This window comes from Corynebacterium sp. MSK044 (assembly GCF_030232825.1).
Classification (GTDB): Bacteria; Actinomycetota; Actinomycetes; order Mycobacteriales; family Mycobacteriaceae; genus Corynebacterium.
In genome coordinates this window covers 99,099-122,027 of sequence record NZ_JASPJJ010000006.1, presented here as the reverse complement: position 1 = coordinate 122,027, position 22,929 = coordinate 99,099, and the positions used below count along the sequence as shown (strand labels likewise).

Below are 22,929 nucleotides of genomic sequence, written 5' to 3'. Positions count from 1 at the left end.
TTAGTTCTCCTTCGTCTCGGTTGCGGTTGCAGGTTCATCGGCCTTAGCAGCGTGACGACGACTCCGCGTCCGCCCCACCGCCTCCGGGTTCAGCCGTCCCGCCTCGAATGCCTTAGCCATGCCGTTGACAGCTGGCTTGCTCCAGAATTTCTTACGGGAAGCCAGAATCATGATCGGTGCGGTGACCAGGAAGGTGACCAGCAGGTCGAAGATCGTTGTCAGGCCCATGGTGAAGGCGAAGCCCTTGACCTCACCGACGGCGAGGAAGTAAATCACCACAGCACCAATCAAGGTGACAAAGTTACCGGTGATAATCGTGTCCTTCGCGCGCTCCCAACCGTTGAGGGTGGCCGAGCGGAATGTTCGGCCGCGACGCACCTCATCCTTCACGCGCTCGTACAGAACGACGAAGGAGTCAGCAGTAGTACCGATACCGATGATCAGACCAGCCACACCGGACAGATCCAGCGTGTACCCAATCCAGCGGCCCAGCAGCACAAGCGCACCGTAGACCAGCAGGCCAGCACACAGCAGCGTAAAGAGCGAGATCAGGCCGTAGAGGCGGTAGTAGAAGAACACGAATGCTGCCACGAGCGCCAAGCCCACCAGGCCGGCGATGATGCCTGCCTTGAGAGAGGCGATACCCAGTGACGGCGGAACCGTCGTTGCGGTGCCACCCGGCTCACCGTTCTCACCGGCGAAGGACAGTGGCAGTGCACCGTAACGCAGGTTGTTAGCCAGGTTCTCTGCCTCTTCCTGAGTGAACTGACCTGTGATCGACGTTGCAGAACCCACCGGAGTGGGCGACTGAATCTGCGGCGCCGAAATCACCTGGGAGTCCAACGTGATGGCAATCTGCTGGCCCACCATCGCGGATGTCAGCGCCGCCCACGTGGAGGAGCCGTTGTGCTCACCGGCCTGGCTGAAGGCGAAGCTGATCTCCATCTGGCTCGTCTGCGAGTTGAAACCGCCGGTGATCGGACGGTCCGTATCAATCTCACTACCCGTCAATCGCGGACCGTTCGGATCTTCCACGCCCTGCAGCAGTGGCACAGGGTCGAGCAACATCGGTGAACCTGTGTTGGAATCACACGCAACGAGCGGCTTTGCCGGATCATCCGTACCAGCCAACGGATCAGCCGGCGCTGGTGCCTCCGGCGTGGCCGGCTGGCACTTCATCAAAAACGCAGCAGCCTGAAGCGCAGTTGGGTCCTCAGACTGACGGTCATCACGCAGCATCGCGGTGGCTTCCTGGCGGAAGTCCGCGGCCTCCAGCGAGTTCTCCGGCTCAGCCTTCGGCTGTGCTGTGATCTCCGGGGTAGTAATCTTCCCCGGCAGCTGGACTGCCTGAGCGTCTTCGCCGTCCGCTACAGCGTCCTTCTGGGCATCAATCTGCTGGTTGAAACCATCCGCAAACGTGGTCACAGCAGTCTTTGCTTCCTCCGGAGAGATAATGCGGTACTCAACCCAACGGTTAGCCATCTCCCCCAGCACCTTCGGGAAGGCTTCCTGGTCAACCTGGCCAGCAGACTGAGACACTGGGCGGAACAGCAACTGGGAGGTCTGCCCGATGTTGCGCACCTCAGACGTATCCTCACCAGCCACCGTGATCACCAATGTGTTGCCGTCAACGACCACGGAGGCACCCGAGACGCCCATGCCGTTCACACGGTTTTCCAGAATGGTGCGGGCTTGGTTCAACTGGTCCGTTGTGGGCTCCTCACCCTGCGGGACGAGGGTCACACGGGTACCGCCCTGAAGGTCAATACCCAACTTGGGGCTCGCCTGCTTATCGCCCGTAAAAAAGACGAGAGCGTAAGTAGCAATGAGGACAAGCGCGAAAAGCGCAAGTGCCCGTGCCGGCCACTCCTTCTTCGATGCGCCTTCGCGCGAAGTCCGCTTCGATGTTTTCTTCGAAGTCACGTACAAGATCTCCTGATAACCTGCTGCGTCCACCTGGCTTTACCAGCCATTGACTCAACAGCGATGAATTCAAATGGTGTTTATTCACTTATGCCCAACACGAGGGCACAAGGTCCAAAAAATGATGGTACGTCATGCACCCGGAAATAATTAAGCCCAACCTGCTTTTCTCAGCAGGTTGGAACTAACTGGAATAAGTCAGAGCTCGATGATTACTCGTCGTCCTTCTGCTCTTGCAGGTCTTCGATCGTCGGCTCAACCCGTTTTCTGATGAGCTTGTACACACCGACGCGCTCCATGGTCACCACCACACCAGGGGCGATCTCCAGGTCCACGGTTTCCTCATCGCCCGCCATAACCGTGCCATGAAAGCCGGAAACGCTGATGATTTTGTCTCCCGGCACGATGGAGGACTGCAGCTGCTTCGCCTCTTCCACGCGCTTGCGGTGAGAGCGCGACATGATCAACGTCGGCAGGGCGAAAAGAGCAAAAATAAAGAGGAGAAGAAGAATTTCCATAGACACAATTCTTACATACAACGGTAACTACAGCAGGTGCAGCTGTCCCGGCGCCTCTGGCGGGGGTGTCATACCCAAGTGATGCCAGGCTGCAGCTGTGGCAACGCGTCCCCTGCCGGTACGCGCCATCAGCCCTGCACGCACCAAGTAAGGTTCACACACTTCCTCCACAGTGGACGGTTCCTCCCCTACCGCGATGGCCAACGTGCTCACTCCAACGGGGCCACCACCGTGGGATTTGATCAGCGTTTCCAGGACGGCTCGGTCTAGTCGATCAAGGCCAAGCTCATCGACGTCAAAGACTTCTAACGCCTCACTTGCCGCTTGTACTGTGACGCGCCCGTCACCATTGACTTCTGCCCAGTCGCGCACGCGGCGCAACAAACGGTTCGCAATACGCGGTGTGCCACGGGAACGGGAGCCGATCTCCACCGCCGCATCATGGTCAATTTCCACGCCCAGGATGGATGCCGCACGGGTGATCACGCGGGTGAGATCATCGACGTCATAGAACTCCATCTGTGCTGTGAAGCCGAAGCGGTCACGCAGCGGGCCGGTGAGCATACCGGCCCGCGTCGTTGCACCGACGAGAGTAAACGGTGGGATCTCCAGCGGAATAGACGTTGCTCCGGGGCCCTTGCCCACGATCACGTCAATCCGGAAATCCTCCATGGCCATGTAGAGCATTTCTTCGGCAGGGCGTGCGATGCGGTGGATCTCGTCAATAAAAAGCACATCGCCTTCCATCAAGTTGGACAGCATTGCTGCCAAGTCCCCTGCACGCTCAAGGGCCGGGCCCGAAGTCATGCGCAGTGAGGTGCCCAACTCCTGGGCCACGATCATCGCCATCGTCGTTTTACCCAAACCCGGTGGGCCGGACAACAGAATGTGATCCGGCATCACACTGCGCTTCTTCGCCCCTTCCAGCACTAGGCCGAGCTGCTGCCGAACCTTTGGCTGACCAATGAACTCATCAATAGATTTCGGGCGCAGTGACTTCTCGTAGTCGCGTTCTTCTGTCTGCTCATTCGCATCAATCGGCGAATTCACTTGTCGCGCCAATTCTGGCGGCAACTCAAACTCTGTCTTTTCCACATCAGACATCAGTCACTGCACCTCCTCTTCTATTTCTTCCCCAAACGGTTCAGCGCCGCGCGCAGCAAAGTAGAGGAATCCGCCTCTGGGTCTTCCTCGATCACAGCTCCAACTGCGGTGCGTGCGCCCTTCTCTGGGAAGCCGAGGCCAACGAGTGCTTCCACCACCTGCTCCGTAGCAAAGGAACCGCTCGCGGTGGCTGGTGCTGCATCGGTACTCGCGACACCAGTTGCCTCCGGCGTGGCATAGACGCCCTTCAGCTTGTCCTTGAGTTCAAGGATCAAACGATCCGCCATCTTCTTGCCCACACCGGGAATTGCCTGGATTGCCTTCGAATCACCCGCGGTGATGTGGCCGGCCAGTTCGGCTGGTTCGAAGACGGAGAGCGACGCCATGGCCAGCTTCGGGCCAAGACCCGTCACGGTGGTCAGCCGGTGGAACATGCTGCGCCCATCATCATCAGTGAACCCATACAGAGTCATGCTGTCCTCTTTGACCACCATCGAAGTCAGCACACGCGCGTTCTCCCCACGCACCAGCCGACCCAGGGTCGGCGGAGTAGCCAGGAAGCGGTACCCCACCCCGGAGCACTCAATCACCGCATGGTCGAGCCCAATGGAGATCACTTCACCGTTGAGAGAATCAATCATGGTTTCACTTAAGCCTTTCCATTCACGGGGTTGCGGAGAGATGATGCCGCGCCCTGGGGGGCAAGAGCAGCTGCGGCAGCACCACGGGCGAGCAAGGGCGCACGCCAGCAGTGGCACACGGCAATCGCCAAAGCATCAGCCGCGTCTGCTGGTTTGGGTGGTGCGGACAGGCCCAGGATGCGCGTGATCATCGCCGTCATCTGTTTCTTGTCCGCGCGGCCGTTGCCGGAGATAGCCTTCTTCACCTCAGACGGGGTGTACATATACACCGGGATATCGCGTTCCGCAGCAGCGAGCACCATCACGCCGACAGCATGGGCAGTCTGCATCACGGTGGACACATTGCCGCGCTCAAAGATGCGTTCCATCGCCACCACGTCCGGCTTGTAGTCATCCATCCATTCGGCAACAGCATGAGAAAGACGCAACAAACGATGAGCAAGCTCCGCATCCGACGGTGTGCGCACAACACCCACCGCCACCGGGATAACCTGTCGTCCCTTGCCGGCCTGAATCACAGACAGGCCACACCGGGTCAAGCCCGGGTCAATGCCCATCACGCGCAGGCCCTCAAGGTTCATGGTTCCCCTTTGCTACCCCGACCTTCGGAGTCACACATTTGTTCTACCACAAGAACACGAACACCCGGCCTCCCACGCGGAAGACCGGGTATATGCATACGGCAACGGACTACTCGTTAGCCAACGCTTCAGCCACCTCATCCGACATCGTCATGTTGGTGTACACGTTCTGGACATCGTCGGCGTCCTCCAATGCGTCGATAAGCTTCTCAAGCTTCCTCGCACCGTCTAGATCCAGATCAACCTCAACGGAGGCGCGGAAGTCCTGGTCCGTCTCCTCAACCTCGATGCCTGCTTCCTTGAGCGCGTCACGCACAGCGTGAAGATCCGTTGCTTCGGAGACGACCTCGAAGTGCTCACCCAGGTCATTAACCTCCTCGGCGCCGGCCTCAAGCACAGCCATGAGCACATCGTCCTCAGTCAGGTCACCCTTGACCACGGTGTTCACACCCTTACGGCTGAACATGTAGCCAACGGAACCTGACTCGCCCAAGTTGCCACCGTTCTTCGTCATCGCGGTACGGACCTCAGTGGCAGCACGGTTACGGTTATCCGTCAGGCACTGAATGAGCATGGCAACACCGTTCGGGCCGTAGCCCTCATACGTGATGTCCTCCCAGTCGGAACCGCCAGCTTCCTCGCCGGAGCCACGCTTACGGGCACGCTCGATGTTGTCCTTCGGCACAGAAGCTTTCTGGGCCTTGCGGATCATGTCATCGAGAGTTGGGTTGCCCGCCGGGTCACCACCGCCAGTACGAGCCGCGACCTCGATGTCCTTAATCAGCTTCGCCCACAACTTGGAGCGCTTCGCGTCATTCGCAGCTTTCTTGTGCTTGGTAGTAGCCCATTTTGAGTGGCCTGCCATGCGCCATCTCCCCTTTCCTCTGGCTAAAGTGTCGGCTGCCTAGTATACGCCGACCCTCTCAGCCGGTTTTTGCGCCACTACTCAAAGGCGACTTTGCCCTCAGCCAACGTGCGGGTGAGGCCTTCCTGCACCACCATCGCAACCAGGTTACCGTGGGAGTCAAAAATGCGGCCCTGGGTCAGTGCGCGACCACCGTGGGCTGATGGGGATACCTGGTCATAGAGCATCCACTCATCCGCACGGAATGGGCGCAGGAACCACATCGCATGGTCAAGGGATGCCATTTGCACCTTGTGGTCACGGTGCGGAACCAGCGCTGAGTGCAGCAGCGTCAGGTCAGACATGTACGCCAGTGTGCAGATGTGGAAGGTCTGATCATCCGGCAGTTCATTGCGGGACTTAAACCACACCACCTGCTGGCTAGGCGTGTACGGGTTGTGGGCAAAATCATTGTCCGGCACAATGCGCACGTCCCAGTCTTTGGCCCACATGGAGAAGAACTTCAAAGGGCCACCGGTTTGCTCAAGCGGGATGACATCTTCTGGTGGCGGCACTTCACGCATCTTGTCGGAGTGTTCAATGCCCACATCGTTGGTGATATGGAAGCTGGCTTCGAGGGAGAAAATCGTCTCCCCATCCTGGATCGCGTGCACAAGACGGGTGGCAAAACTACGGCCATCGCGCACGCGGTCCACCATAAAAATGGTGTCCTGGTCGGATTTACCTGGCCGAATGAAGTAACTGTGCAACGAGTGGACAACCTTGTCCGCATCCACCGTCTTCGTTGCTGCGGACAGACTTTGCGCTGCCACCTGGCCACCATAGGTGCGCTGGAGCCCACTAAATACACCTTTACCGCGGAAGATATTGGTGTCTAGCTGCTCCAGGTTCAAAAGTTCATCGATCTTGGGTACATCAAAATCCATGAAACATAACCATAGCGCGAGGCCAATGAATCTGGGCGACCTTAAGCAAATGGATAGAACTCCGGCAGTGGCGCCGTACCGGCCAGACGCAGCATCCGAATGATCGGCCGAAGCCTCAGCCGGCGCGTGTCAGCCACCGCATTGTTGTAAAACCGCACGGCCAGGTCGTGGCGGCGCTGGCTTCTCGAGGGTGCGCTGATGAGCACTTCATCGAGCGCGCGGCGGGCGCGATCCACGCGGATATGAAGGCGATCAAGCCGCTGAGCGGTAAACATTGCCCACAGACCTAGGGCCGCGAGGAGAAGAAGCACAATCGAGATCACTATCGGCGCACTCATTGGCTCTCACCGCCCATCGCTGTGATGTATACGTCCATGACCTCAGCGGATACGTGCTCCCAGTCATACAGCTCGGCGCGTTTCATTCCCGCAGCGACGAGCGCAGAACGGGCCTTCCGGTCACGCACGAGACGATCCAGAACCTCAGCGAGGGCGCGGGCATCCCCCACGGGGAAGAGCATGCCTGCTGGTTGCTCTGCCTCCGCATCACAGACAGCTGCAAAAGCTTCCAGGTCACTGGCCACCACAGCACAGCCCGCCGCCATTGCCTCCACGAGGACAATGCCGAAAGATTCACCGCCCGTGTTCGGCGCAACATATATATCCGCGCTGTTCAGAATCGCCGCTTTGTCCTCATCGCTCACGCGCCCCACAAAATCGACACCAGGCGTGTCCGTATGCTCGCCCCCGCCGATCACGGTCACGCGCGGCGAGGTCTCCATCATCTCCAGCGCAGAAAGAAGGGTGGGAAGGCCTTTGCGGGGTTCGTCGATACGCCCCAGAAAAACGATGTGCGAATGCTTATCGACGCCCCTCCGGCCCCCAACCTTCATCCTTGCCGTATCCACCCCGTTGGGAATGAGCACCGGGTCGCCGCCGAGCTGTTCCACCTGCCAGCGGCGCGACAGCTCACTGACGGAGATACCAGCCTGGATTCTTTCCAGCAGGGGCCGAAGGAACGGACGCGCGATGGTGAGCGCCAGCGATTTCGATGCTGAGGCGTGGTAAGTGGCCACCACCGGTTCGCGGGCAAGCATGAGCGTGATGAGCGACAGGCTCGGCGCGTTGGGTTCATGGATGTGCACCACATCGAATTGGCCACGCTGCAGGAAATCCCGCACGGCACGGAAAGCGCGCGGGCCGAAGGACAGACGCGCAGTGGATCCGTTGTAGCTCAGCGCTACTGCTGGGCCAGACAAGGTGACGTAGCTGGGCAAATCTTGCTCGCGCGCTAGCTGCGTCCCTGGGCCGAGAACTTCAACGCGATGCCCGGCTTCAGTAAAAACGCGGGCAAGATCCAAGATGTGTGCTTGGACGCCGCCGGGATAATCAAAGGAATACGGGCACACCATGCCAATACGCATCGCGGAATCACCTGCCCCGCCGCTGATGCGGCCACACTGGTTGGAGCGCATGCCAATCCGCCGGGTGTGCTGCGATGTTAGCGGCAAAGAGATCTGCCACCCGTTGCGTTGTCTGCTCGAGGTCCGAGACTTCGAGCGGCCCGGAGCAGCTCAATCCCCACCCCGGCGCGCGGGTGGTTCCGGTGAACCAGGAGTGGGCGACGTGGAGGCTTGCGCCTGTTTCCATGGCCAGCTTCGCCGGCCCTGCGGGAAAGGTTGTGGGTTCCCCGAAGAAGGTGACGGGTACCCCGCGTGGTGTCATGTCGCGTTCTCCCATGAGGCATACGACACCCCCTGCTTGCACGACTTCTTTGAGGCGCTGGAACGGCGGTGTCTCCTCACCCGTTGTTGCGAGAACTTCAAAGCCAAGGGATTCGCGGTAGTCCACGAAGGCATTGAAAAGCACCTCCGGCTTGAGGCGTTCCGCGACAGTGGCGAATCCGCCATACCTGCCCACAAGCCACATTCCCGCCATGTCCCAGTTACCCGAGTGCGGCAGGGTGATCACCATGCCTTTGCCACTGTTCACCGCGGCATCCACGTGTTCGCGTCCGATGAGAGCATCATCCAACGTGGCCATGAGTTCTGGCTTGCCAGCGATAGCTGGCAGCCGGAAAGCCTCCAACCAGTAACGGGCATAGGAGCGCATGGAGGCACGCACTAACTCCTGAGTGACATTCTCCGCCCCCACGACGTGGGTGAGATTCCGCCGAAGCATGTCCGCACCGCGCCCACGGTCGGAGGCGATATCAGCCCCCGTATTGAACAGGGCTGCTGCCATGCCATAAGGCATGTGACGCACGAGTTTCCACCCCGCCATGTAACCGGCGGCGACTAGGGATTCCTTCACGGCTTTACTCGCCTGCATTTGCGGGATCCGGCGCGCCCTTAGGTGGCGCAATCCGCGTGGATGCCTTCGGGTCGCGGGAGGCAAGGACGAGACGCTGCACCACAGTCACGGCAGACCCCACTGCCAGTACCCACAGCGCAACAACTACCGCATTGGGCACACCCACCCCCTGCAGGAACAAACCCACCAAGGCGATAATGATCCGTTCGGCGCGCTCGATGAGCCCACCATTAACCGTCAGCCCACCTGCCTCCGCACGTGCCTTGATGTAACTGATCACCTGCGACAGCACCAGGACAATGAGACACACAACCACCGCTGAAGGATGTGCCTGCTCGGTGTAGATCAACCACACGGCAATTGCCCCGAACAGCGCGCCATCGGTCAACCGATCACAGCTGGCATCCAAGGTCGCACCAAAAGCAGTACCACCCCCGCGCATCCGCGCCATCGTCCCATCGATGAGGTCCATGGCAGCGAACAGCGCGGTAAGTGCCGTCGCCCAGATCAAGTGGCCACTAGGAATAAGCAGAACCAGGGCCGTCATCGTGGCCACTGTGCCGGCCACCGTCACCATATTCGGTGTCAGACCAATCCGGAGCAGTGCTCTCGCCACCGGATCCACCACCACCGCGATGGGGCGGCGAGCCCGCGCGCTAAACATTCGCCTCCTCCTCGACGATCTCCGCCCATGCCTGTGCCAACAATGCGCGCGTGTCCTTCAGCAACTGTGGCAGTACCTTCGTTCCCCCAATCACGGTCATGAAATTGGAATCTCCCGCCCACCGCGGAACCACATGCAGATGCAGGTGGTCCCCAACAGACCCGCCCGAAGCCTTTCCCAGATTCAAACCAACGTTGATGGCCTCCGGCCGGGACACGCGCTTTAAAGTGCGCACGGCGAGTTTGGCAAAGGCCATGAGTTCTGCCGTCTCTTCGTCGTCAAGCAATTCAAGCTCTGCGACCTTGCGGTAGGGCACGACCATGAGATGGCCAGCGTTGTAGGGGTACAAATTGAGCAGCGCGTAGACCGTTTTGCCGCGGGAGATAATCAGCCCATCCTCGTCCGAGAGCTGTGGTGCGGCGAGGAATGGATCCTTGTTGGCCCGCTCCTCCGGTGTCGCCGAAATGTAGTTCGACCGGTACGGCGCCCACAAGCGCACAAGACGATCGGGCTCGCCCACGCCTTGATCAACGTAGTCCTGCCCGTTCGTGCCCTGGGAGGCGTTATCCGCGCCGGGCTGCAATGGCTTCCTCGCTCGGCTGTTCATTGATCTGCTCCTCCACCCAGGCGGTAATCAGATTGATCGCCTCATCCACAGGCACACCATTGACCTGGGTGCCATCGAGGAAGCGGAAGCTCACCGCATTGGCCTCAACATCTCGCGCACCGGCCAGGAGCATGAAGGGCACCTTGCCGGTGGTGTGGGTGCGAATCTTCTTCTGCATGCGGTCATCAGAGTGATCCACTTCCGCGCGCACACCACGCGCCCGCAGCTGGGCAACAACCTCATCCAGGTGGCCAGCAAACTCATCGGCGACAGGAATACCCACGACCTGATGCGGCGCCAACCACGCCGGGAATGCACCGGCATAGTGCTCCAGCAGAACACCGAAGAAACGCTCAATGGAACCAAACAGCGCACGGTGAATCATCACCGGACGCTTCTTCGAACCATCCGGGGCGGTGTACTCCAAGTCGAAGCGCTCCGGCAGGTTGAAATCAAGCTGCACCGTGGACATCTGCCAGGTACGGCCAATCGCATCGCGCGCCTGCACAGAAATCTTCGGACCATAGAACGCAGCACCTGCCGGGTCCGGAACCAGCTCCAGGCCGGACTTGGTAGCCACGGATTCGAGGATGTTGGTGGAACGCTCCCAGATCGCATCATCACCGATGTACTTCTCCGGGTCCTTGGTGGAAAGCTCCAGGTAGAAGTCATCCAGGCCATAGTCCTGCAGGAGGGAGATGATGAACTCCAGCACGTCCGTCAGCTCCTGCTCAAGCTGCTCCTCGGTGCAGTAAATGTGCGCGTCATCCTGCGTGAAACCGCGTGCACGGGTCAGGCCGTGAACCACGCCGGACTTCTCGTAGCGGTACACGGTGCCGAACTCGAACAGGCGCAGCGGCAGTTCACGGTAGGAACGGCCACGGGAATCGAAGATCAGGTTGTGCATCGGGCAGTTCATCGGCTTGGCGTAGTAATCGACCGGCTGCTTCGTGCAATTGCCTTCTTCATCCCACTCACCGTCGAGCTGCATGGGCGGGAACATGCCGTCGGCGTACCAATCCAGGTGGCCAGACTGCTGGAACAGGTCCCCCTTGGTCACGTGCGGGGTGTTCACAAAGGAGTAGCCCGCCTCCAAGTGGCGCTTGCGGGAATGGTTCTCCATTTCCATGCGCACGATGCCACCGTCCGGGTGGAAGACAGGTAGGCCGGAACCAACCTGGTCCGGGAAGGAGAACAGGTCCATCTCCGTGCCCAGGCGGCGGTGGTCTCGCTTCTCCGCCTCCGCCAGCATGTGCTGGTACTCGTCCAGTTTCTCCTTTGATTCCCATGCGGTGCCATAGATGCGCTGCAAGCCAGCGTTGGACTGGTCGCCGCGCCAGTACGCGGCAGACGAACGCGTCAGGGCGAAAGCCGGAATGTACTTGGTGGTAGGCACGTGCGGGCCACGGCACAGGTCGTGCCACACAACCTCATTGGTGCGCGGGTTGACGTTGTCATAGTGTGTCAGATCGCCGGCGCCCACCTCCGTCGCCTCATCCGAGTTGGGGTCCACGGAGCCCTTGTCCTGGATCAGCTCAAGCTTGTACGGCTCATCCTTTAGATCCTCAGCCGCCTCTTCCGCCGAGCTATACACACCGCGGACGAACTTCTGGCCCTGTTTGATGATCTTCTTCATCCGCCGCTCCAGCGACTTCAGATCCTCAGGGGTGAACGGCTCCTTCACGTCGAAGTCGTAGTAGAACCCATCATTGATGGCCGGACCGATGCCCAACTTCGCATCCGGGAACTCTTCCTGCACTGCCTGCGCCAACACGTGCGCGCAGGAGTGGCGGATGACGCTGCGCCCCAGCTCCGTGTTCGCTGCCACCGGAGTGAAGCTGGCGGTTGACTCCGGCACGTGCGAGAGGTCCTTCAAATTACCTTCAGCATCCTGGACGCAAACGATGGCCTCATCGCCCTTGTTAGGCAACTCCAGCTCCCTCATCGCCGCGCCAACAGGCGTGCCTGCCGGGACCTCAAACGGGTCGTGGATCAGTGCAGTTGGGGCAATCCCGGTGGACATAAGCTATTCAGCGCTCCTTTTGCGCTCACGCGTGGGCGGCATACCTGGCCGCGCCCGCTGGTGTGTTCTGGGTGTTGCTCCGCGCGCGCCACATGAGCCCGGCGCGGACACTGCGGGTGATCTTACTCCGGTTATCCCCTTAGTTGTCAGTCACGGTTGGTCTTGCCCTGACCATTGCGCTGACGTTGCCCCAGCAGCGCAATGACGGCTCCGCCGACAAGCACGACACCGAAGAGAATCCACACCCAGATGTAGCCGCCAATGATGTCTTGGGTCTCGTCGGCATTCTGCTGCGCCTTATCCGGCTTCCCTCCGCCCTCATCACTGGCTTCAGCTTCCACAGTCGTCCCGGGGGGCTGGTAAGTAAATTGCGTCATGCCCTTGGTTGCGTGTCCATCAGACGACGTGATTTGAAAGCCGATGCGGTACTGGCCGGGCTCCGGGTCGAGCCCTTCCGGCACGTCAATGCTCACGTTTTGCCGGTCCACTGTGGGTTCCCCACTGAACAGCACTTCATTCGTGTCCATGCGGGACAGGGCGATGGTGTTGAAGCCGTCTCGCGGGATGCCGGAGAAAACCAGCACGAGTTCGGTGGGAAACTCCGTCACTATTGCGTCAACTCCCGGATCAGCATCGATCACGGAGTCATGCGCCAGTGCAGCCGGCGCGCCAGCCACGGAAAGGATCGCTGCCGCCATCGCTGCGGCGAGTTTCTTCTTCACTGTGGTCCAGCTCTCTTTCGCTTATCGACGTCTCACTTGCCACCACGCTAGCCTCCCCGCCACCGCGATTGCACCTCTTGGTGTGACAAATGTCTGCTCAAAAGGGTAGGTTGACCGCGTGAATTCCCCTAAAAATCCGTCAAGCAACACCCCCGCCAGCGCAAACCGCTGGCCCTTTTTCGCCGTTGTATCACTGGGCCTGCTTATGGTCGCCCTGGATAACTCGATCCTGTACACGGCTCTACCCGCGCTTGATGAGCAGTTGGGGGCCTCCGCTACCGAATCCCTGTGGATCATCAACGCTTACCCGCTGGTGATCACCGGCCTACTCCTGGGCACCGGCACCCTGGGCGACCGGATTGGCCACCGGCTGATGTTCATGATCGGCCTGGTCATCTTCGGCTTTGCTTCCCTTGCCGCGGCGTTCTCCCCCACCCCGCTGGCCCTCATCATTGCCCGTGCCTTCTTGGGCGCCGGCGCCGCCACAATGCTGCCCGCCACCCTCGCCCTAGTGAACCAAATCTTTCCTGAAGAACGGGAACGCAACGTGGCTATGAGTATCTGGGTTTCCGCCGCAGTTCTGGGCGCCGCACTTGGCCCCGTGGTCGGTGGTCTTCTTCTGGAGTTCTTCTGGTGGGGTTCCGTCTTCCTCATCAACGTCCCCGTTGTCATCCTCACCTTCCTCCTCACCATCCTCATCGGACCGAAAAACAAGCCGAATCCGGCGAAGAAATGGGACGTTTTCTCCTCCATCTACGCCCTGTTCGCACTGTCCGGCCTCACCATGGTGATCAAGGAAACAGCACGCCTGGACACCAACGTGACCATCCTGGCCATCGCTGTCGCCGTCATGCTGTTCGGCGCCTTCATGTTCGCTCGCCGACAGAAGAAGCTGCCGGAACCGCTTCTCACCTTCGACATCTTTAAAAACCCCATCTTCGCTGGTGGCGCCATCACAGCAGTTGGTGCCATGTTCGTGGTCATCGGCCTAGAGATGACCACCACTCAGCGCCTTCAGCTTGTGGACGGCTTCACCCCCTTCCACGCCGGCCTCACCATCGGCGTCGTCGGTGTGGTTGCCCTGCCCCTCTCCATCGCCGGTGGTGCTATCTTGCACCGCGTTGGCTTCCGCACCATCGTCTGCAGCGGCTTCGCCGCCTGCGTCGTCGGCGCACTCGTGTCCTGGTGGGGCTCGAACCTGGACAGCTTTCCTATCTTCCTCGCTGGTTTCATGATCCTTGGCGCCGGCGCCAACTTCGCCATGTCTGTCTCCTCCATCGCCATCATCGGCGCTGCCCCCGCCGAACGCTCCGGCATGGCGGCCAGCGTGGAAGAAGTGTCCTACGAATTCGGCACCCTCATCACCGTTGCCGTCTCCGGCACAATGCTGACCTCACTCCTCCTCGCCTTCCTCCCCCAGGACATCGCCCACCTAGGCATGGACGCCATGTTCAACCCCGCCACCCGCGACGCCGCCGCCCCTGCCTACGCGCATGCCCACGAAGCCGTCATCGCCTTCCAAGCCCTTGCCGCTGCCGTCCTCTGCGGCATTACCGCGTGGTGCTTCCGCGGAAACCCGAAATCCGCGTTGAACTCTTAGCCCCTTGCAGCCGGAAGGCGCCTTCCCGCGGTGCAAAATATTACATTTCAGCTACAACTACCAGCGGATAGAAACCTTCTGCCAGGGTCTTTACCTGAGGCGATTTTTCGCCATGTAATTTTTCACACCCGCCCATTGAAGGTAGGCGACCAAAGACACTCCAGACGGCCAAACCCGGGGTGGATCAACACGAAAAGTCCGCCGAACATACGGCGGACTTTGATTTGTGGTCCTAGCTGGGATCGAACCAGCGACCTTTCCGGTGTGAACGGAACGCTCTTCCACTGAGCCATAGGACCATTGCGTTTTAAACGCGAGGGATACATTAACACCAGGTTGCCAAAAGGCCATAATCGGGGTGCGGCGAATAACCATGGCCACCAAAGAACAGCTCGCTTTTCTTCTAGTGACCACGAAGAATGTGAGTTACAAGGGGGCGATTTGTCCTTGGGGCGACGGACAGATTAAAGTCTTGAACCGCACAACTTCACAAAGAGCAACACTTTTGAAGTGAGTGTGTGCGGATGTAGCGCAGTTGGTAGCGCATCACCTTGCCAAGGTGAGGGTCGCGAGTTCGAGTCTCGTCATCCGCTCCACGTCCCCCCCCCTAGTGGGGACTTCTGCGCGATTAGCTCAGCGGTAGAGCACTACCTCGACACGGTAGGGGTCACTGGTTCGATCCCAGTATCGCGCACAAGGATCCGTGATGGATCCGCGGAAGGATCACTCCGGTGGTCACTCCATTCGAGCACTAGATGCTCGAATGCGGATGTAGCGCAGTTGGTAGCGCATCACCTTGCCAAGGTGAGGGTCGCGAGTTCGAGTCTCGTCATCCGCTCCAAGTACCTCATTGGTACTGTCAAAGAGGCGGCAATCGCCCGCGGTGGAATGGCCGAGTGGTGAGGCAAAGGTCTGCAAAACCTTGTACACGGGTTCGATTCCCGTTTCCACCTCCATATTCTTAACTGAATAATCCGCGCGATTAGCTCAGCGGTAGAGCACTACCTCGACACGGTAGGGGTCACTGGTTCGATCCCAGTATCGCGCACAAGGATCCGTCACGGATCCACGGATTGATCACCACAGTGATCTCTCCGGATGAGTGTTCAACACTCACACGCGGATGTAGCGCAGTTGGTAGCGCATCACCTTGCCAAGGTGAGGGTCGCGAGTTCGAGTCTCGTCATCCGCTCCACTTCTCCCCCGGGATTGTCTGCCACCAAGACAGCCCGGGGGATTTTCCTATCAGCTGTCGCGACCCAGATCGGTGACAGAATGTCCGCACCGCGTTTTAGGTAATTCCTGTAGCCTTTCCGGATCTAGATAGCACGAAGCTCTCCAAGGAGGTCCAATGAACCACGTGGACACGGTCAACACGATCATCGGTCCAACATCCGCCCAAGAGGAGATCCGGGCGGTTGCGATTACGACGTTGTTCGGCTCCTTCACCACCGGTGGCACGTCAGGCGAGTTGGGCAACGAGACGGATTCGGCGGTGCTCCAGGGGTTACGCGAATGGGCCGATGTGATCCTCGTGGGTTCCGGCACCGTCAAGGCGGAGGATTATGGCCCAGCAGATACACCAATGGCGGTGGTGTCGCGCTCCCTCAACTTCGACACCACCACGAAGTTGTTCAGTGGCACTCCCCCGATCATCGTGACGCCACAGGAGTCGCTGGTTGATCCGGCGCTCGCATCACGCCGGAAAGCACTAGAAACTGCTGGATGTGAGTTGGTGGTAGGCGGTGAGGTGCCGGAAGTCGTCGATAAGCTTCGGGCGAGGGGGTTTGACCGCATCGTGTGCGAAGGCGGACCGTCGTTGTACGCGGAGATATTCAAGCATTCGCTTATCGACGTCCTCCATCTCACCCTCGACCCCCACGCCAACGGAGAGCCCGCTGGGCTGGCAGGCGACATTGATGAACGCTTCGCCTTGGAAGATGCCGTGGCGGATGGGGACTATCTTTTCACGCGTTACCGGCGGGTTCGGAAGACCTCGTAGGCGGCGTTTAGTACGTTAATGGGGTGAGTACCCGCGTTGATGCCCTGAGAACTGTATGGACCGCACCGGCCCTTAACCGGGGCCCGAGGTGGGAAGTGGTGGCTAATGCCGCCTTGTGGCCCGTAGCCATGTTCCTGTTCATCCACCGCATCGTGGCTTTAGCGCTTCCCGGCACCATCACCGACGACTTCACCACTGTGTGGGCCGCAGCCCGCCGGTTCGTGGAGCGCGTGCCGGTCTACTCCGAGAACTACGCCACCGTTGACCCGCACTACCTGTACAACCCTGGCGCGACCTTGTTGTTGTCGCCATTGGGATTGTTCAGTTCGACGGAGACTATCCGCCCGCTGTTCATTCTGGCGAATGCGCTGGCGATCCTCGTGGCTCTTGCGTGGCTCACCCGCTTGTCCGGTTTCACATTGAAGCACCCGATTTTCCCCGGCGCCATTGCACTTGGCTTTGCCACGGAAGCTGTAACCAACACTCTCACCTTCTCCAACATCAATGGCATCTTGCTTTTGGGCCTCGTGGCTTTCCTGGCTTTCCTCTTGCGTGGTCCATCGCTGGCTGCTGGCGTGGTGCTGGGCTTGTGCATCCTGATCAAGCCGATGTTCGCGCCACTGATCCTCCTGCCACTTCTGCGCATGAACTGGGGTGCGGTGATCACGGCGGGTGTGGTGCCGGTGCTCTTCAACGCCATTGCTTGGCCATTGACCCCCGGCGCCCGCGACTACATCGATGTGGTGATCCCCTACCTGGGCATCACGAGGGACTACGCCAACTCGTCGCTGGCCGGTGCGGCTGTGTACTTTGGCATGCCGGCATGGCTCCACGGCGCACTGTTCTTGTTCTTTGCCGCGGCTGTGCTCGTGGCCGTTATCGGTTTGGCGCGCTGGCGCTGGAGCGACGAATGGATGTGGGCAGCCACAACCTCAGCTGTGCTGCTGGCAGGAGTCTGCCTTCTATCCTCCCTGGGACAGGCGTATTACTCCATGATGTTGTTCCCTGCTGTGTTCACGGTGGCGCGTGCTGCCAGTGTCTTCCACACCCCCACCGCCTGGGTGGGAATCATTTTGTGTCTCTCCCCGTTGAGTTGGGTGGTATACGACAATCCTGTTGCCGGTCGCTGGACAAATACGTTCCTACCTACGGCCGGGTGGGCGATCTTCATCATCGCCACTGCAGTGTGGGCAGCTACTTTGGCGCTGCACCGAGTAACGGGTGGTTCGGACAACACGGATGATAAAGAAGACGGAAGGACACCACTCCATGACGCAGCACAACTACAGCGACTGGACTGAACAGCAGTGGCGTGAGCGGCTCACCCCGGAGGAATTCCATGTGCTGCGCCAAGCAGGCACCGAACCTCCAGGGGTGGGCGAATACACCGACACCACCACCGAGGGCGTATACCACTGCCGTGCATGCGGTGAGGAGCTGTTCCGCTCCACTGAGAAATTCCCATCACACTGTGGCTGGCCGTCCTTCTTCTCGCCTGCGGACAGTGACAAGGTCATCGAACGCGAAGACACCTCCCACGGCATGGTGCGCACTGAGGTGTTGTGTGCCACGTGTGGTTCCCACTTGGGCCATGTCTTTGCCGGCGAGGGCTACAACACCCCAACGGATCTGCGCTACTGCATCAACTCGATTGCCATGACGCTGGAAGAAAAGCCGGTGCAGTAGACCTTCGGCTTGACATTTAAGGCAAGACCTCGATGACCTCCGCAATGTCTGCCACTCGTCGGCCGGAGAAGAACGGCAGCTCCTCGCGCACGTGCAGACGCGCTTCGGTGTAGCGCATCTTGTGCATGAGATCGGAAATACGTTCCAGCGTGGGTGCTTCAAAGGCGAGCATCCACTCATAATCACCAAGCGCGAAAGCAGACATCGTGTTCGCCCGAACATCTTCAAAACCAGCCGCGGCACGGCCGTGCTCAATGAGCAGCTGGCGGCGCTTGTCTGGATCCATGATGTACCAGTCGTAGGAACGGGTGAACGGGTAGACCGTGATCCAATCCTGCGGCTTCTCACCCATAATGAAGGCTGGCAAGTGACCACGGTTGAACTCCGCGGGGCGGTGCAAGCCAACACCAACCCAGAACACCTCCAAGCACTCACCGAACGCCGTGGTGCGGCGGAACTCGTTGTAGGCCTTCTGCAAGTCCGTGAACTCCTCGGCGTGCCACCAGATCATCACATCTGCTTCGGCGCGCATCCCGGAGATGTCATAGATACCGCGAACAACGACTTTGCCTTCGGCCTCAAGATCAGCGAAGAAGGCCTTTGCCTCCGCGATAGCCTCTGCACGATCAGCGCCTAGAGCCCCCGGTATCACGCGGAAAGTCGCCCATTGGGCATACCGCTGGGTGCTGTTGAGTTTTTCAAGGTCTGGCTGTGTCATGGGGTGCATCCTTCCTTACCTCACGGGATTATCCATCGAAAGTTCTATCCCTCTCATGTCTAGCACGATACGAGGACTAACGGCGCGCCTCCACAGATTTTTGGCAGTCACTGGATAGCTTGGAACCCGTGACACATTCGGACCAACCCACGCTCGCCGCGGCTCCTGAGCCACAAACCTCCCAAGAATCCGCAAAAATTCCTGCGGAGTTTACCGAGGCAGTCGAATCCATGCATCGCGCACAACTGCGACCGGAAATTAGCCTGGGAACAATCCGCCCGCCCCAGCGCCCAGCACCGTACAGCCATGCCATTGGCCTTGAGGTAGCTGGCATGGATGAGAGTGGCCCCATCCCCACCGATTCACAGGGGGATGCCTTCGGCCGTCTGATCCTGCTGTACTCCCCCTCCAGCGAGGAGACCTGGGAAGGCTCCATGCGTTTGGTCGCCTACATCCAGGCCGACATGGACGATGACGTTGCCTCCGATCCCCTCCTGCCGGACGTGGCATGGCAGTGGCTGGGTGAATCTCTGGAAGAAACCAACGCGGAGTACACCGACCTCGGTGGCACAGTGACGTCCACGGCTTCCGTTCGTTTCGGGGACATTGGTGGCCCACCACGCGCGTACCAGATTGAGATGCGTGCCTCCTGGACTGCCGCCACCACTGACCTATCCCACCACGTTGAGGCCTTTTCTAAGGTTTTGGCTCACGTGGCAGGTCTCCCGCCGGAAGGCGTTGCTGGCCTCGACCGCCGCTAGGTCAACAACGCGCTGCAGTCAGGGGTAACTATCCTGTTGGGTATGTGTGCCCGCTACGAACTCGTCGATACGCCAAACGGCTTTGAACGCGCGGCGAGTGCCCTCTTGGCGGGGCGTGGCCCTTTTGCTATCGATACGGAGCGTGCCTCTGCGTATCGCTATGACGACCGTGCGTTTTTGGTTCAAATCCATCGTCGTGGTGCTGGCACTTATTTGTTCGCTCCGGAAGGACACCGCCCCGAACTCACGCGCGCACTCGCCCCCGTGGTTAATGGTGCTGAGTGGATCGTGCATGCTGCACCCGAAGATCTGCCCAGCCTGGCTGAATTGGGCCTCCACCCCGGACGACTTTTTGATACGGCGCTGGCCGGACGTATTGCTGGCTACAGCAAGCCAAACCTCGGCGCCATGGTCCTGGAATTTTGCGGTGTCGAGCTTGAGAAGGGCCATGGTCGCGAGAATTGGTCTGCTGTCCCGCTGCCTGAAGATTGGCTCGATTATGCCGCCGATGACGTGATCTACCTTGGGGATCTGGCAGATGCACAAGCAGAACTGTTGGGGCTCCAAGGCAAGATAGATGCCGCGGAGCAGGAGTTTTCCCACATCGTTGATGAGTTTGCGCACTGGTCAGCGGAGGAGCGGACGTGGACCATGCTCAAAGGCACATCAGCACTGCGCAGCCCACGTTCACGCGCGGTGGCGCAAGCAGTGTGGACTGCACGCGATGAAGAAGCGTCCCGCCGCGATGTCTCCCCCACGATGATCCTGCCTAACAAAGTCATCATTGCGATTGCGAAGGAGCAGCCCTCACATCCAAGTGAGTTAGGGCGTATCGACGGCTTTCCGCGTCGCCGTCGCGGCGCCACCCGTAAATGGTTCACCGTGGTGGAGGAAGCCTACGCATCCGACCCTGCCACCTGGCCCCAGAAGCAACGTGCGACGGGTGGCTCCCCCGGAAAATCAACGTGGCAGCGCCATCATCCCGAGTCCTGGGAAGCGTTGCAGACGATGCGTGCGGCAATCGCAGAAACCGCCGCTGAAATGAGCATCGCCCCGGAGGTCCTCCTCACCCCGGCCATCCTGCGGGAAGCCGTGTGGGCCCTCACTGAAGGTGACGTGGTGAACCAGACTCATTCAGTGGCTACGCTCCTGGCTGATCTGGGTGCGCGTCCGTGGCAGATTGAGCACACGGCTGCTTTGTTCAATGCGAACGTGGACCTCGACAGCACAGTAAACGCCACAACGGATTAGTCCCGGTCGGCGAGCCCCTGAACCCAGCTACGGATGGATTCACGGGCGGAGGCAGCGTCCAAACCGACATCCTCAAGCAGCTCATCACGTGTCGCGTGTCCCGGGAATACATCCGGGAACGCGAGGTGACGCAACGGGGTGTCCACCTCAGCAGTGGACAGCACCTCACCCAGCGCCGAGCCGACGCCGCCACGGATGATGCCGTCTTCATAGACCACTACCAAGTCTGCTTCCGCAGCCATGTCCACCAGCTCTGGGTTCACGGGGATGATCCATCGAGGGTCCACGACGGTGATGTTGTAGCCGTCCGCGTTAAGGGCTTCTGCTGCCTCCACGGCACGGCCGGCGAATTCACCAATAGCAACCAGCAGGATATCCACGGAAGCATCCTCACCAGTGGCATCAGTCTCAGCGTCGGCCGTCGGCTCAACGAGGATATCCATGCCTCCTGCCGTGCGACGCACCGCTTCAATGCCCGGGCCGACATCGCCCTTCGGGAAACGCACAACCGTTGGGCCGGTGTCCACAGCAATGGCTTCGCGGAATTCCTCACGCAACTGATCAGCGTCACGCGGCGCAGCGACCTGGATTCCCGGAACAATGGAGGTCAACGCCATGTCCCACACGCCGTTGTGGCTCGCACCATCACTGCCAGTGACACCCGCGCGGTCCAACACGAGGGTGACAGGCTGGTTGATCAGCGCAACATCCATGAGCAGCTGATCAAAGGCCCGGTTCAAGAAAGTGGAGTACACAGCCACCACCGGGTGCAGTCCTCCGAGGGCCATACCAGCCGCGGAGGTCACCGCATGCTGCTCTGCGATACCCACATCGAAGAAGCGGGAAGGGAACTTCTCCGCAAACGGGGCAAGACCCGTCGGGCCGGCCATCGCCGCGGTCAAGGCAACAATGTCTGCGCGCTCATGGGCAGCACGAAGAAGCTCTTCGGAAAACACACCGGTCCAACCGGGACGTGACTTACCCAGCGCTTCGCCTGTCACCGGGTCAATCACACCGGTGGAGTGCATCTGATCCGCAATGTCATTAACTGCCGGGGCAAAACCATGTCCCTTCTCCGTAGCCACGTGAAGCAGCAGCGGACCGTCATGTTGCTGGGCATAACGGAAAGCACCAAGCAGCGCACCAATATCGTGCCCATTAATCGGGCCAACATACTTTAGGCCCAAGTCCTGGAACATCTGTGTTGGTACAACCTGGTGCTTGATACCGTCCTTGACGGCCTTGAAAGCACCAAAAGCACGCTCCCCAACCCAGCCCATGGACTTCAAGGTGCGCTTGCCCTGTTCCATCACTTCGTCATAACCGGGCTGAATGCGGATGGAGGCAATCTGGGAGCGGATATTGTCCAGGTTACGGGCAAAACCACCGATGGTCTTGGAGTAGGAACGGCCGTTGTCATTGACCACGATGACAACATTGCGTTCACTTTCAGCAATGTTGTTCAGGGCTTCCCAGCACATGCCACCGGTCAAGGCGCCATCGCCGACAACGGCGACGACGCGGCTATCAGCCTCACCGTGCAGCACCTTCGCTTTGGACAAGCCATCCGCATAAGACAGTGCTGCGGACGCGTGGGAGGATTCCGTCCAATCATGTTCTGATTCCGCCCGGCTGGTGTAGCCCGAGAGGCCGTCTTTCTTACGCAGGGTGTCAAACTGATCTGCGCGTCCAGTGAGGATCTTGTGTACATACGACTGATGCGATGTATCGAAGATGATCGGATCTTTCGGCGAATCAAACACCGCATGCAGAGCAAGCGTCAGCTCAACCACTCCGAGGTTCGGCCCAAGGTGTCCGCCGGTGGCTGAGACTTTCTGGATGAGGAACTCGCGGATGTCATCAGCCAGAAGCTCGAGCTCCTCCACTGACATGTCTTTCACGTCAGCGGGAAGCGATAGATCTTCAAGCTTTTTCACGTATCCTCGCTGCTCCTTCACATCGCTTGGTTTCTGCTTTAGCGGCAGGCTGTTACGGCCACCGCTTGTTCTGCACAACTTTACACGC

22 protein-coding genes and 7 tRNA genes are annotated in these 22,929 nt (G+C 59.6%); 12 read left to right on the top strand and 17 right to left on the bottom strand.

Features of this window, described 5'->3' with window-relative positions; translation table 11 throughout:
- The 14 genes from secD to QP994_RS05645 all read right to left on the bottom strand — a co-directional run bounded on the left by secD (position 1) and on the right by QP994_RS05645 (position 12,886).
- The gene (gene secD, locus QP994_RS05710) at positions 1-1,923 is read right to left on the bottom strand and encodes a protein translocase subunit SecD (RefSeq protein WP_284865675.1); all 1,923 of its coding nucleotides are present in this window, start codon (positions 1,921-1,923) and stop codon (positions 1-3) included.
- A 212-nt stretch (positions 1,924-2,135) separates the two neighbouring features.
- Positions 2,136-2,441 carry a preprotein translocase subunit YajC gene (gene yajC, locus QP994_RS05705; protein WP_284854814.1) on the bottom strand — a complete coding sequence of 102 codons (306 nt, stop codon included), beginning with the start codon at positions 2,439-2,441 and terminating at the stop codon, positions 2,136-2,138.
- Between the two features lie 27 nt (positions 2,442-2,468).
- Positions 2,469-3,545, bottom strand: coding sequence for a Holliday junction branch migration DNA helicase RuvB (gene ruvB / locus QP994_RS05700; protein ID WP_284865674.1), 1,077 nt, complete (start codon positions 3,543-3,545; stop codon positions 2,469-2,471).
- A gap of 20 nt (positions 3,546-3,565) precedes the next feature.
- Positions 3,566-4,186, bottom strand: coding sequence for a Holliday junction branch migration protein RuvA (ruvA, locus tag QP994_RS05695; protein WP_284865673.1), 621 nt, complete (start codon positions 4,184-4,186; stop codon positions 3,566-3,568).
- An 8-nt stretch (positions 4,187-4,194) separates the two neighbouring features.
- Complete coding sequence (gene ruvC, locus QP994_RS05690) at positions 4,195-4,767, bottom strand: crossover junction endodeoxyribonuclease RuvC (protein ID WP_284854811.1); 573 nt, start codon at positions 4,765-4,767, stop codon at positions 4,195-4,197.
- Between the two features lie 109 nt (positions 4,768-4,876).
- Positions 4,877-5,632, bottom strand: coding sequence for a YebC/PmpR family DNA-binding transcriptional regulator (locus QP994_RS05685; RefSeq protein WP_284854810.1), 756 nt, complete (start codon positions 5,630-5,632; stop codon positions 4,877-4,879).
- Positions 5,633-5,709: 77 nt separating this feature from the next.
- Positions 5,710-6,558, bottom strand: a complete 849-nt coding sequence (locus QP994_RS05680) for an acyl-CoA thioesterase (protein WP_284854809.1) — start codon at positions 6,556-6,558, stop codon at positions 5,710-5,712.
- 41 nt (positions 6,559-6,599) lie between these two features.
- Positions 6,600-6,896, bottom strand: coding sequence for a hypothetical protein (locus QP994_RS05675; RefSeq protein WP_284854808.1), 297 nt, complete (start codon positions 6,894-6,896; stop codon positions 6,600-6,602).
- Positions 6,893-7,981 carry a glycosyltransferase family 4 protein gene (locus tag QP994_RS05670; RefSeq protein ID WP_284865682.1) on the bottom strand — a complete coding sequence of 363 codons (1,089 nt, stop codon included), beginning with the start codon at positions 7,979-7,981 and terminating at the stop codon, positions 6,893-6,895. The genes QP994_RS05675 and QP994_RS05670 overlap by 4 nt, the downstream gene beginning before the upstream one ends.
- 7 nt (positions 7,982-7,988) lie before the next feature.
- A complete protein-coding gene (locus QP994_RS05665) occupies positions 7,989-8,888 on the bottom strand; it encodes a phosphatidylinositol mannoside acyltransferase (RefSeq protein WP_284865672.1) in 900 nt (299 codons plus the stop codon).
- Complete coding sequence (gene pgsA / locus QP994_RS05660) at positions 8,875-9,534, bottom strand: phosphatidylinositol phosphate synthase (protein ID WP_284865671.1); 660 nt, start codon at positions 9,532-9,534, stop codon at positions 8,875-8,877. Before pgsA ends, QP994_RS05665 begins: the two co-directional genes overlap by 14 nt.
- On the bottom strand, positions 9,527-10,141 hold the full coding sequence (locus QP994_RS05655; protein WP_284865670.1) for an ATP adenylyltransferase: 615 nt from the start codon (positions 10,139-10,141) through the stop codon (positions 9,527-9,529). Before QP994_RS05655 ends, pgsA begins: the two co-directional genes overlap by 8 nt.
- The gene (gene thrS / locus QP994_RS05650) at positions 10,098-12,164 is read right to left on the bottom strand and encodes a threonine--tRNA ligase (protein WP_284865669.1); all 2,067 of its coding nucleotides are present in this window, start codon (positions 12,162-12,164) and stop codon (positions 10,098-10,100) included. Before thrS ends, QP994_RS05655 begins: the two co-directional genes overlap by 44 nt.
- 146 nt (positions 12,165-12,310) lie before the next feature.
- Positions 12,311-12,886, bottom strand: a complete 576-nt coding sequence (locus tag QP994_RS05645) for a copper resistance CopC family protein (protein WP_284865668.1) — start codon at positions 12,884-12,886, stop codon at positions 12,311-12,313.
- A 118-nt stretch (positions 12,887-13,004) separates the two neighbouring features.
- Here QP994_RS05645 and QP994_RS05640 point away from each other — a divergent pair, with 118 nt between their 5' ends.
- Positions 13,005-14,486, top strand: coding sequence for an MFS transporter (locus QP994_RS05640; protein ID WP_284865667.1), 1,482 nt, complete (start codon positions 13,005-13,007; stop codon positions 14,484-14,486).
- 227 nt (positions 14,487-14,713) lie between these two features.
- Here QP994_RS05640 and QP994_RS05635 read toward each other — a convergent pair.
- Positions 14,714-14,785, bottom strand: a tRNA-Val gene (locus QP994_RS05635).
- Positions 14,786-15,006: 221 nt separating this feature from the next.
- Here QP994_RS05635 and QP994_RS05630 point away from each other — a divergent pair.
- From QP994_RS05630 to msrB, 9 genes are all read left to right on the top strand, one after another.
- Positions 15,007-15,082 (top strand) — tRNA-Gly (locus tag QP994_RS05630).
- Positions 15,083-15,108: 26 nt separating this feature from the next.
- A tRNA-Val gene (locus QP994_RS05625) sits at positions 15,109-15,180 on the top strand.
- Between the two features lie 71 nt (positions 15,181-15,251).
- Positions 15,252-15,327 (top strand) — tRNA-Gly (locus tag QP994_RS05620).
- Positions 15,328-15,368: 41 nt separating this feature from the next.
- Positions 15,369-15,442: transfer RNA gene (locus tag QP994_RS05615), tRNA-Cys, on the top strand.
- Between the two features lie 20 nt (positions 15,443-15,462).
- Positions 15,463-15,534, top strand: a tRNA-Val gene (locus tag QP994_RS05610).
- 71 nt (positions 15,535-15,605) lie between these two features.
- Positions 15,606-15,681, top strand: a tRNA-Gly gene (locus tag QP994_RS05605).
- A gap of 156 nt (positions 15,682-15,837) precedes the next feature.
- Positions 15,838-16,488 carry a dihydrofolate reductase family protein gene (locus tag QP994_RS05600; protein ID WP_284865666.1) on the top strand — a complete coding sequence of 217 codons (651 nt, stop codon included), beginning with the start codon at positions 15,838-15,840 and terminating at the stop codon, positions 16,486-16,488.
- 98 nt (positions 16,489-16,586) lie between these two features.
- Positions 16,587-17,789: a glycosyltransferase family 87 protein gene (locus QP994_RS05595; RefSeq protein ID WP_284854800.1), complete on the top strand. Its 1,203-nt coding sequence runs from the start codon at positions 16,587-16,589 to the stop codon at positions 17,787-17,789.
- Entirely contained in the window at positions 17,758-18,174 is a 417-nt protein-coding gene (gene msrB, locus QP994_RS05590; protein ID WP_284854799.1) for a peptide-methionine (R)-S-oxide reductase MsrB, read from the top strand. The genes QP994_RS05595 and msrB overlap by 32 nt, the downstream gene beginning before the upstream one ends.
- A 16-nt stretch (positions 18,175-18,190) precedes the next feature.
- Here the strand turns inward: msrB and hemQ are convergent, their stop codons facing one another.
- Positions 18,191-18,892, bottom strand: a complete 702-nt coding sequence (gene hemQ / locus QP994_RS05585; RefSeq protein WP_284865665.1) for a hydrogen peroxide-dependent heme synthase — start codon at positions 18,890-18,892, stop codon at positions 18,191-18,193.
- A gap of 197 nt (positions 18,893-19,089) precedes the next feature.
- Here hemQ and QP994_RS05580 point away from each other — a divergent pair, with 197 nt between their 5' ends.
- Entirely contained in the window at positions 19,090-19,653 is a 564-nt protein-coding gene (locus tag QP994_RS05580) for a DUF3000 domain-containing protein (RefSeq protein WP_502870014.1), read from the top strand.
- 42 nt (positions 19,654-19,695) lie between these two features.
- Positions 19,696-20,904 (top strand): HRDC domain-containing protein, encoded by a 1,209-nt coding sequence (locus QP994_RS05575; RefSeq protein ID WP_284865664.1) that lies wholly within the window; start codon positions 19,696-19,698, stop codon positions 20,902-20,904.
- Here the strand turns inward: QP994_RS05575 and dxs are convergent.
- The gene (dxs, locus tag QP994_RS05570; RefSeq protein ID WP_284865663.1) at positions 20,901-22,841 is read right to left on the bottom strand and encodes a 1-deoxy-D-xylulose-5-phosphate synthase; all 1,941 of its coding nucleotides are present in this window, start codon (positions 22,839-22,841) and stop codon (positions 20,901-20,903) included. The two genes, QP994_RS05575 and dxs, sit on opposite strands and share 4 nt — an antisense overlap.
- Between the last annotated feature and the right edge of the window lie 88 nt (positions 22,842-22,929).

What these genes read in the sequence shown, in the direction of transcription:
- ruvA (WP_284865673.1), bottom strand. Translation starts at nt 4,186, where the DNA reads ATGATTGATTCTCTCAACGGTGAAGTGATCTCCATTGGGCTCGACCAT.
- QP994_RS05600 (WP_284865666.1), top strand. Translation starts at nt 15,838, where the DNA reads ATGAACCACGTGGACACGGTCAACACGATCATCGGTCCAACATCCGCC.
- msrB (WP_284854799.1), top strand. Translation starts at nt 17,758, where the DNA reads ATGACGCAGCACAACTACAGCGACTGGACTGAACAGCAGTGGCGTGAG.
- ruvB (WP_284865674.1), bottom strand. Translation starts at nt 3,545, where the DNA reads ATGTCTGATGTGGAAAAGACAGAGTTTGAGTTGCCGCCAGAATTGGCG.
- QP994_RS05575 (WP_284865664.1), top strand. Translation starts at nt 19,696, where the DNA reads ATGTGTGCCCGCTACGAACTCGTCGATACGCCAAACGGCTTTGAACGC.
- QP994_RS05685 (WP_284854810.1), bottom strand. Translation starts at nt 5,632, where the DNA reads ATGGCAGGCCACTCAAAATGGGCTACTACCAAGCACAAGAAAGCTGCG.
- pgsA (WP_284865671.1), bottom strand. Translation starts at nt 9,534, where the DNA reads ATGTTTAGCGCGCGGGCTCGCCGCCCCATCGCGGTGGTGGTGGATCCG.
- hemQ (WP_284865665.1), bottom strand. Translation starts at nt 18,892, where the DNA reads ATGACACAGCCAGACCTTGAAAAACTCAACAGCACCCAGCGGTATGCC.
- yajC (WP_284854814.1), bottom strand. Translation starts at nt 2,441, where the DNA reads ATGGAAATTCTTCTTCTCCTCTTTATTTTTGCTCTTTTCGCCCTGCCG.
- ruvC (WP_284854811.1), bottom strand. Translation starts at nt 4,767, where the DNA reads ATGAACCTTGAGGGCCTGCGCGTGATGGGCATTGACCCGGGCTTGACC.
- QP994_RS05675 (WP_284854808.1), bottom strand. Translation starts at nt 6,896, where the DNA reads ATGAGTGCGCCGATAGTGATCTCGATTGTGCTTCTTCTCCTCGCGGCC.
- QP994_RS05655 (WP_284865670.1), bottom strand. Translation starts at nt 10,141, where the DNA reads ATGAACAGCCGAGCGAGGAAGCCATTGCAGCCCGGCGCGGATAACGCC.
- QP994_RS05680 (WP_284854809.1), bottom strand. Translation starts at nt 6,558, where the DNA reads ATGGATTTTGATGTACCCAAGATCGATGAACTTTTGAACCTGGAGCAG.
- QP994_RS05665 (WP_284865672.1), bottom strand. Translation starts at nt 8,888, where the DNA reads ATGCAGGCGAGTAAAGCCGTGAAGGAATCCCTAGTCGCCGCCGGTTAC.
- thrS (WP_284865669.1), bottom strand. Translation starts at nt 12,164, where the DNA reads ATGTCCACCGGGATTGCCCCAACTGCACTGATCCACGACCCGTTTGAG.
- QP994_RS05670 (WP_284865682.1), bottom strand. Translation starts at nt 7,981, where the DNA reads ATGCGTATTGGCATGGTGTGCCCGTATTCCTTTGATTATCCCGGCGGC.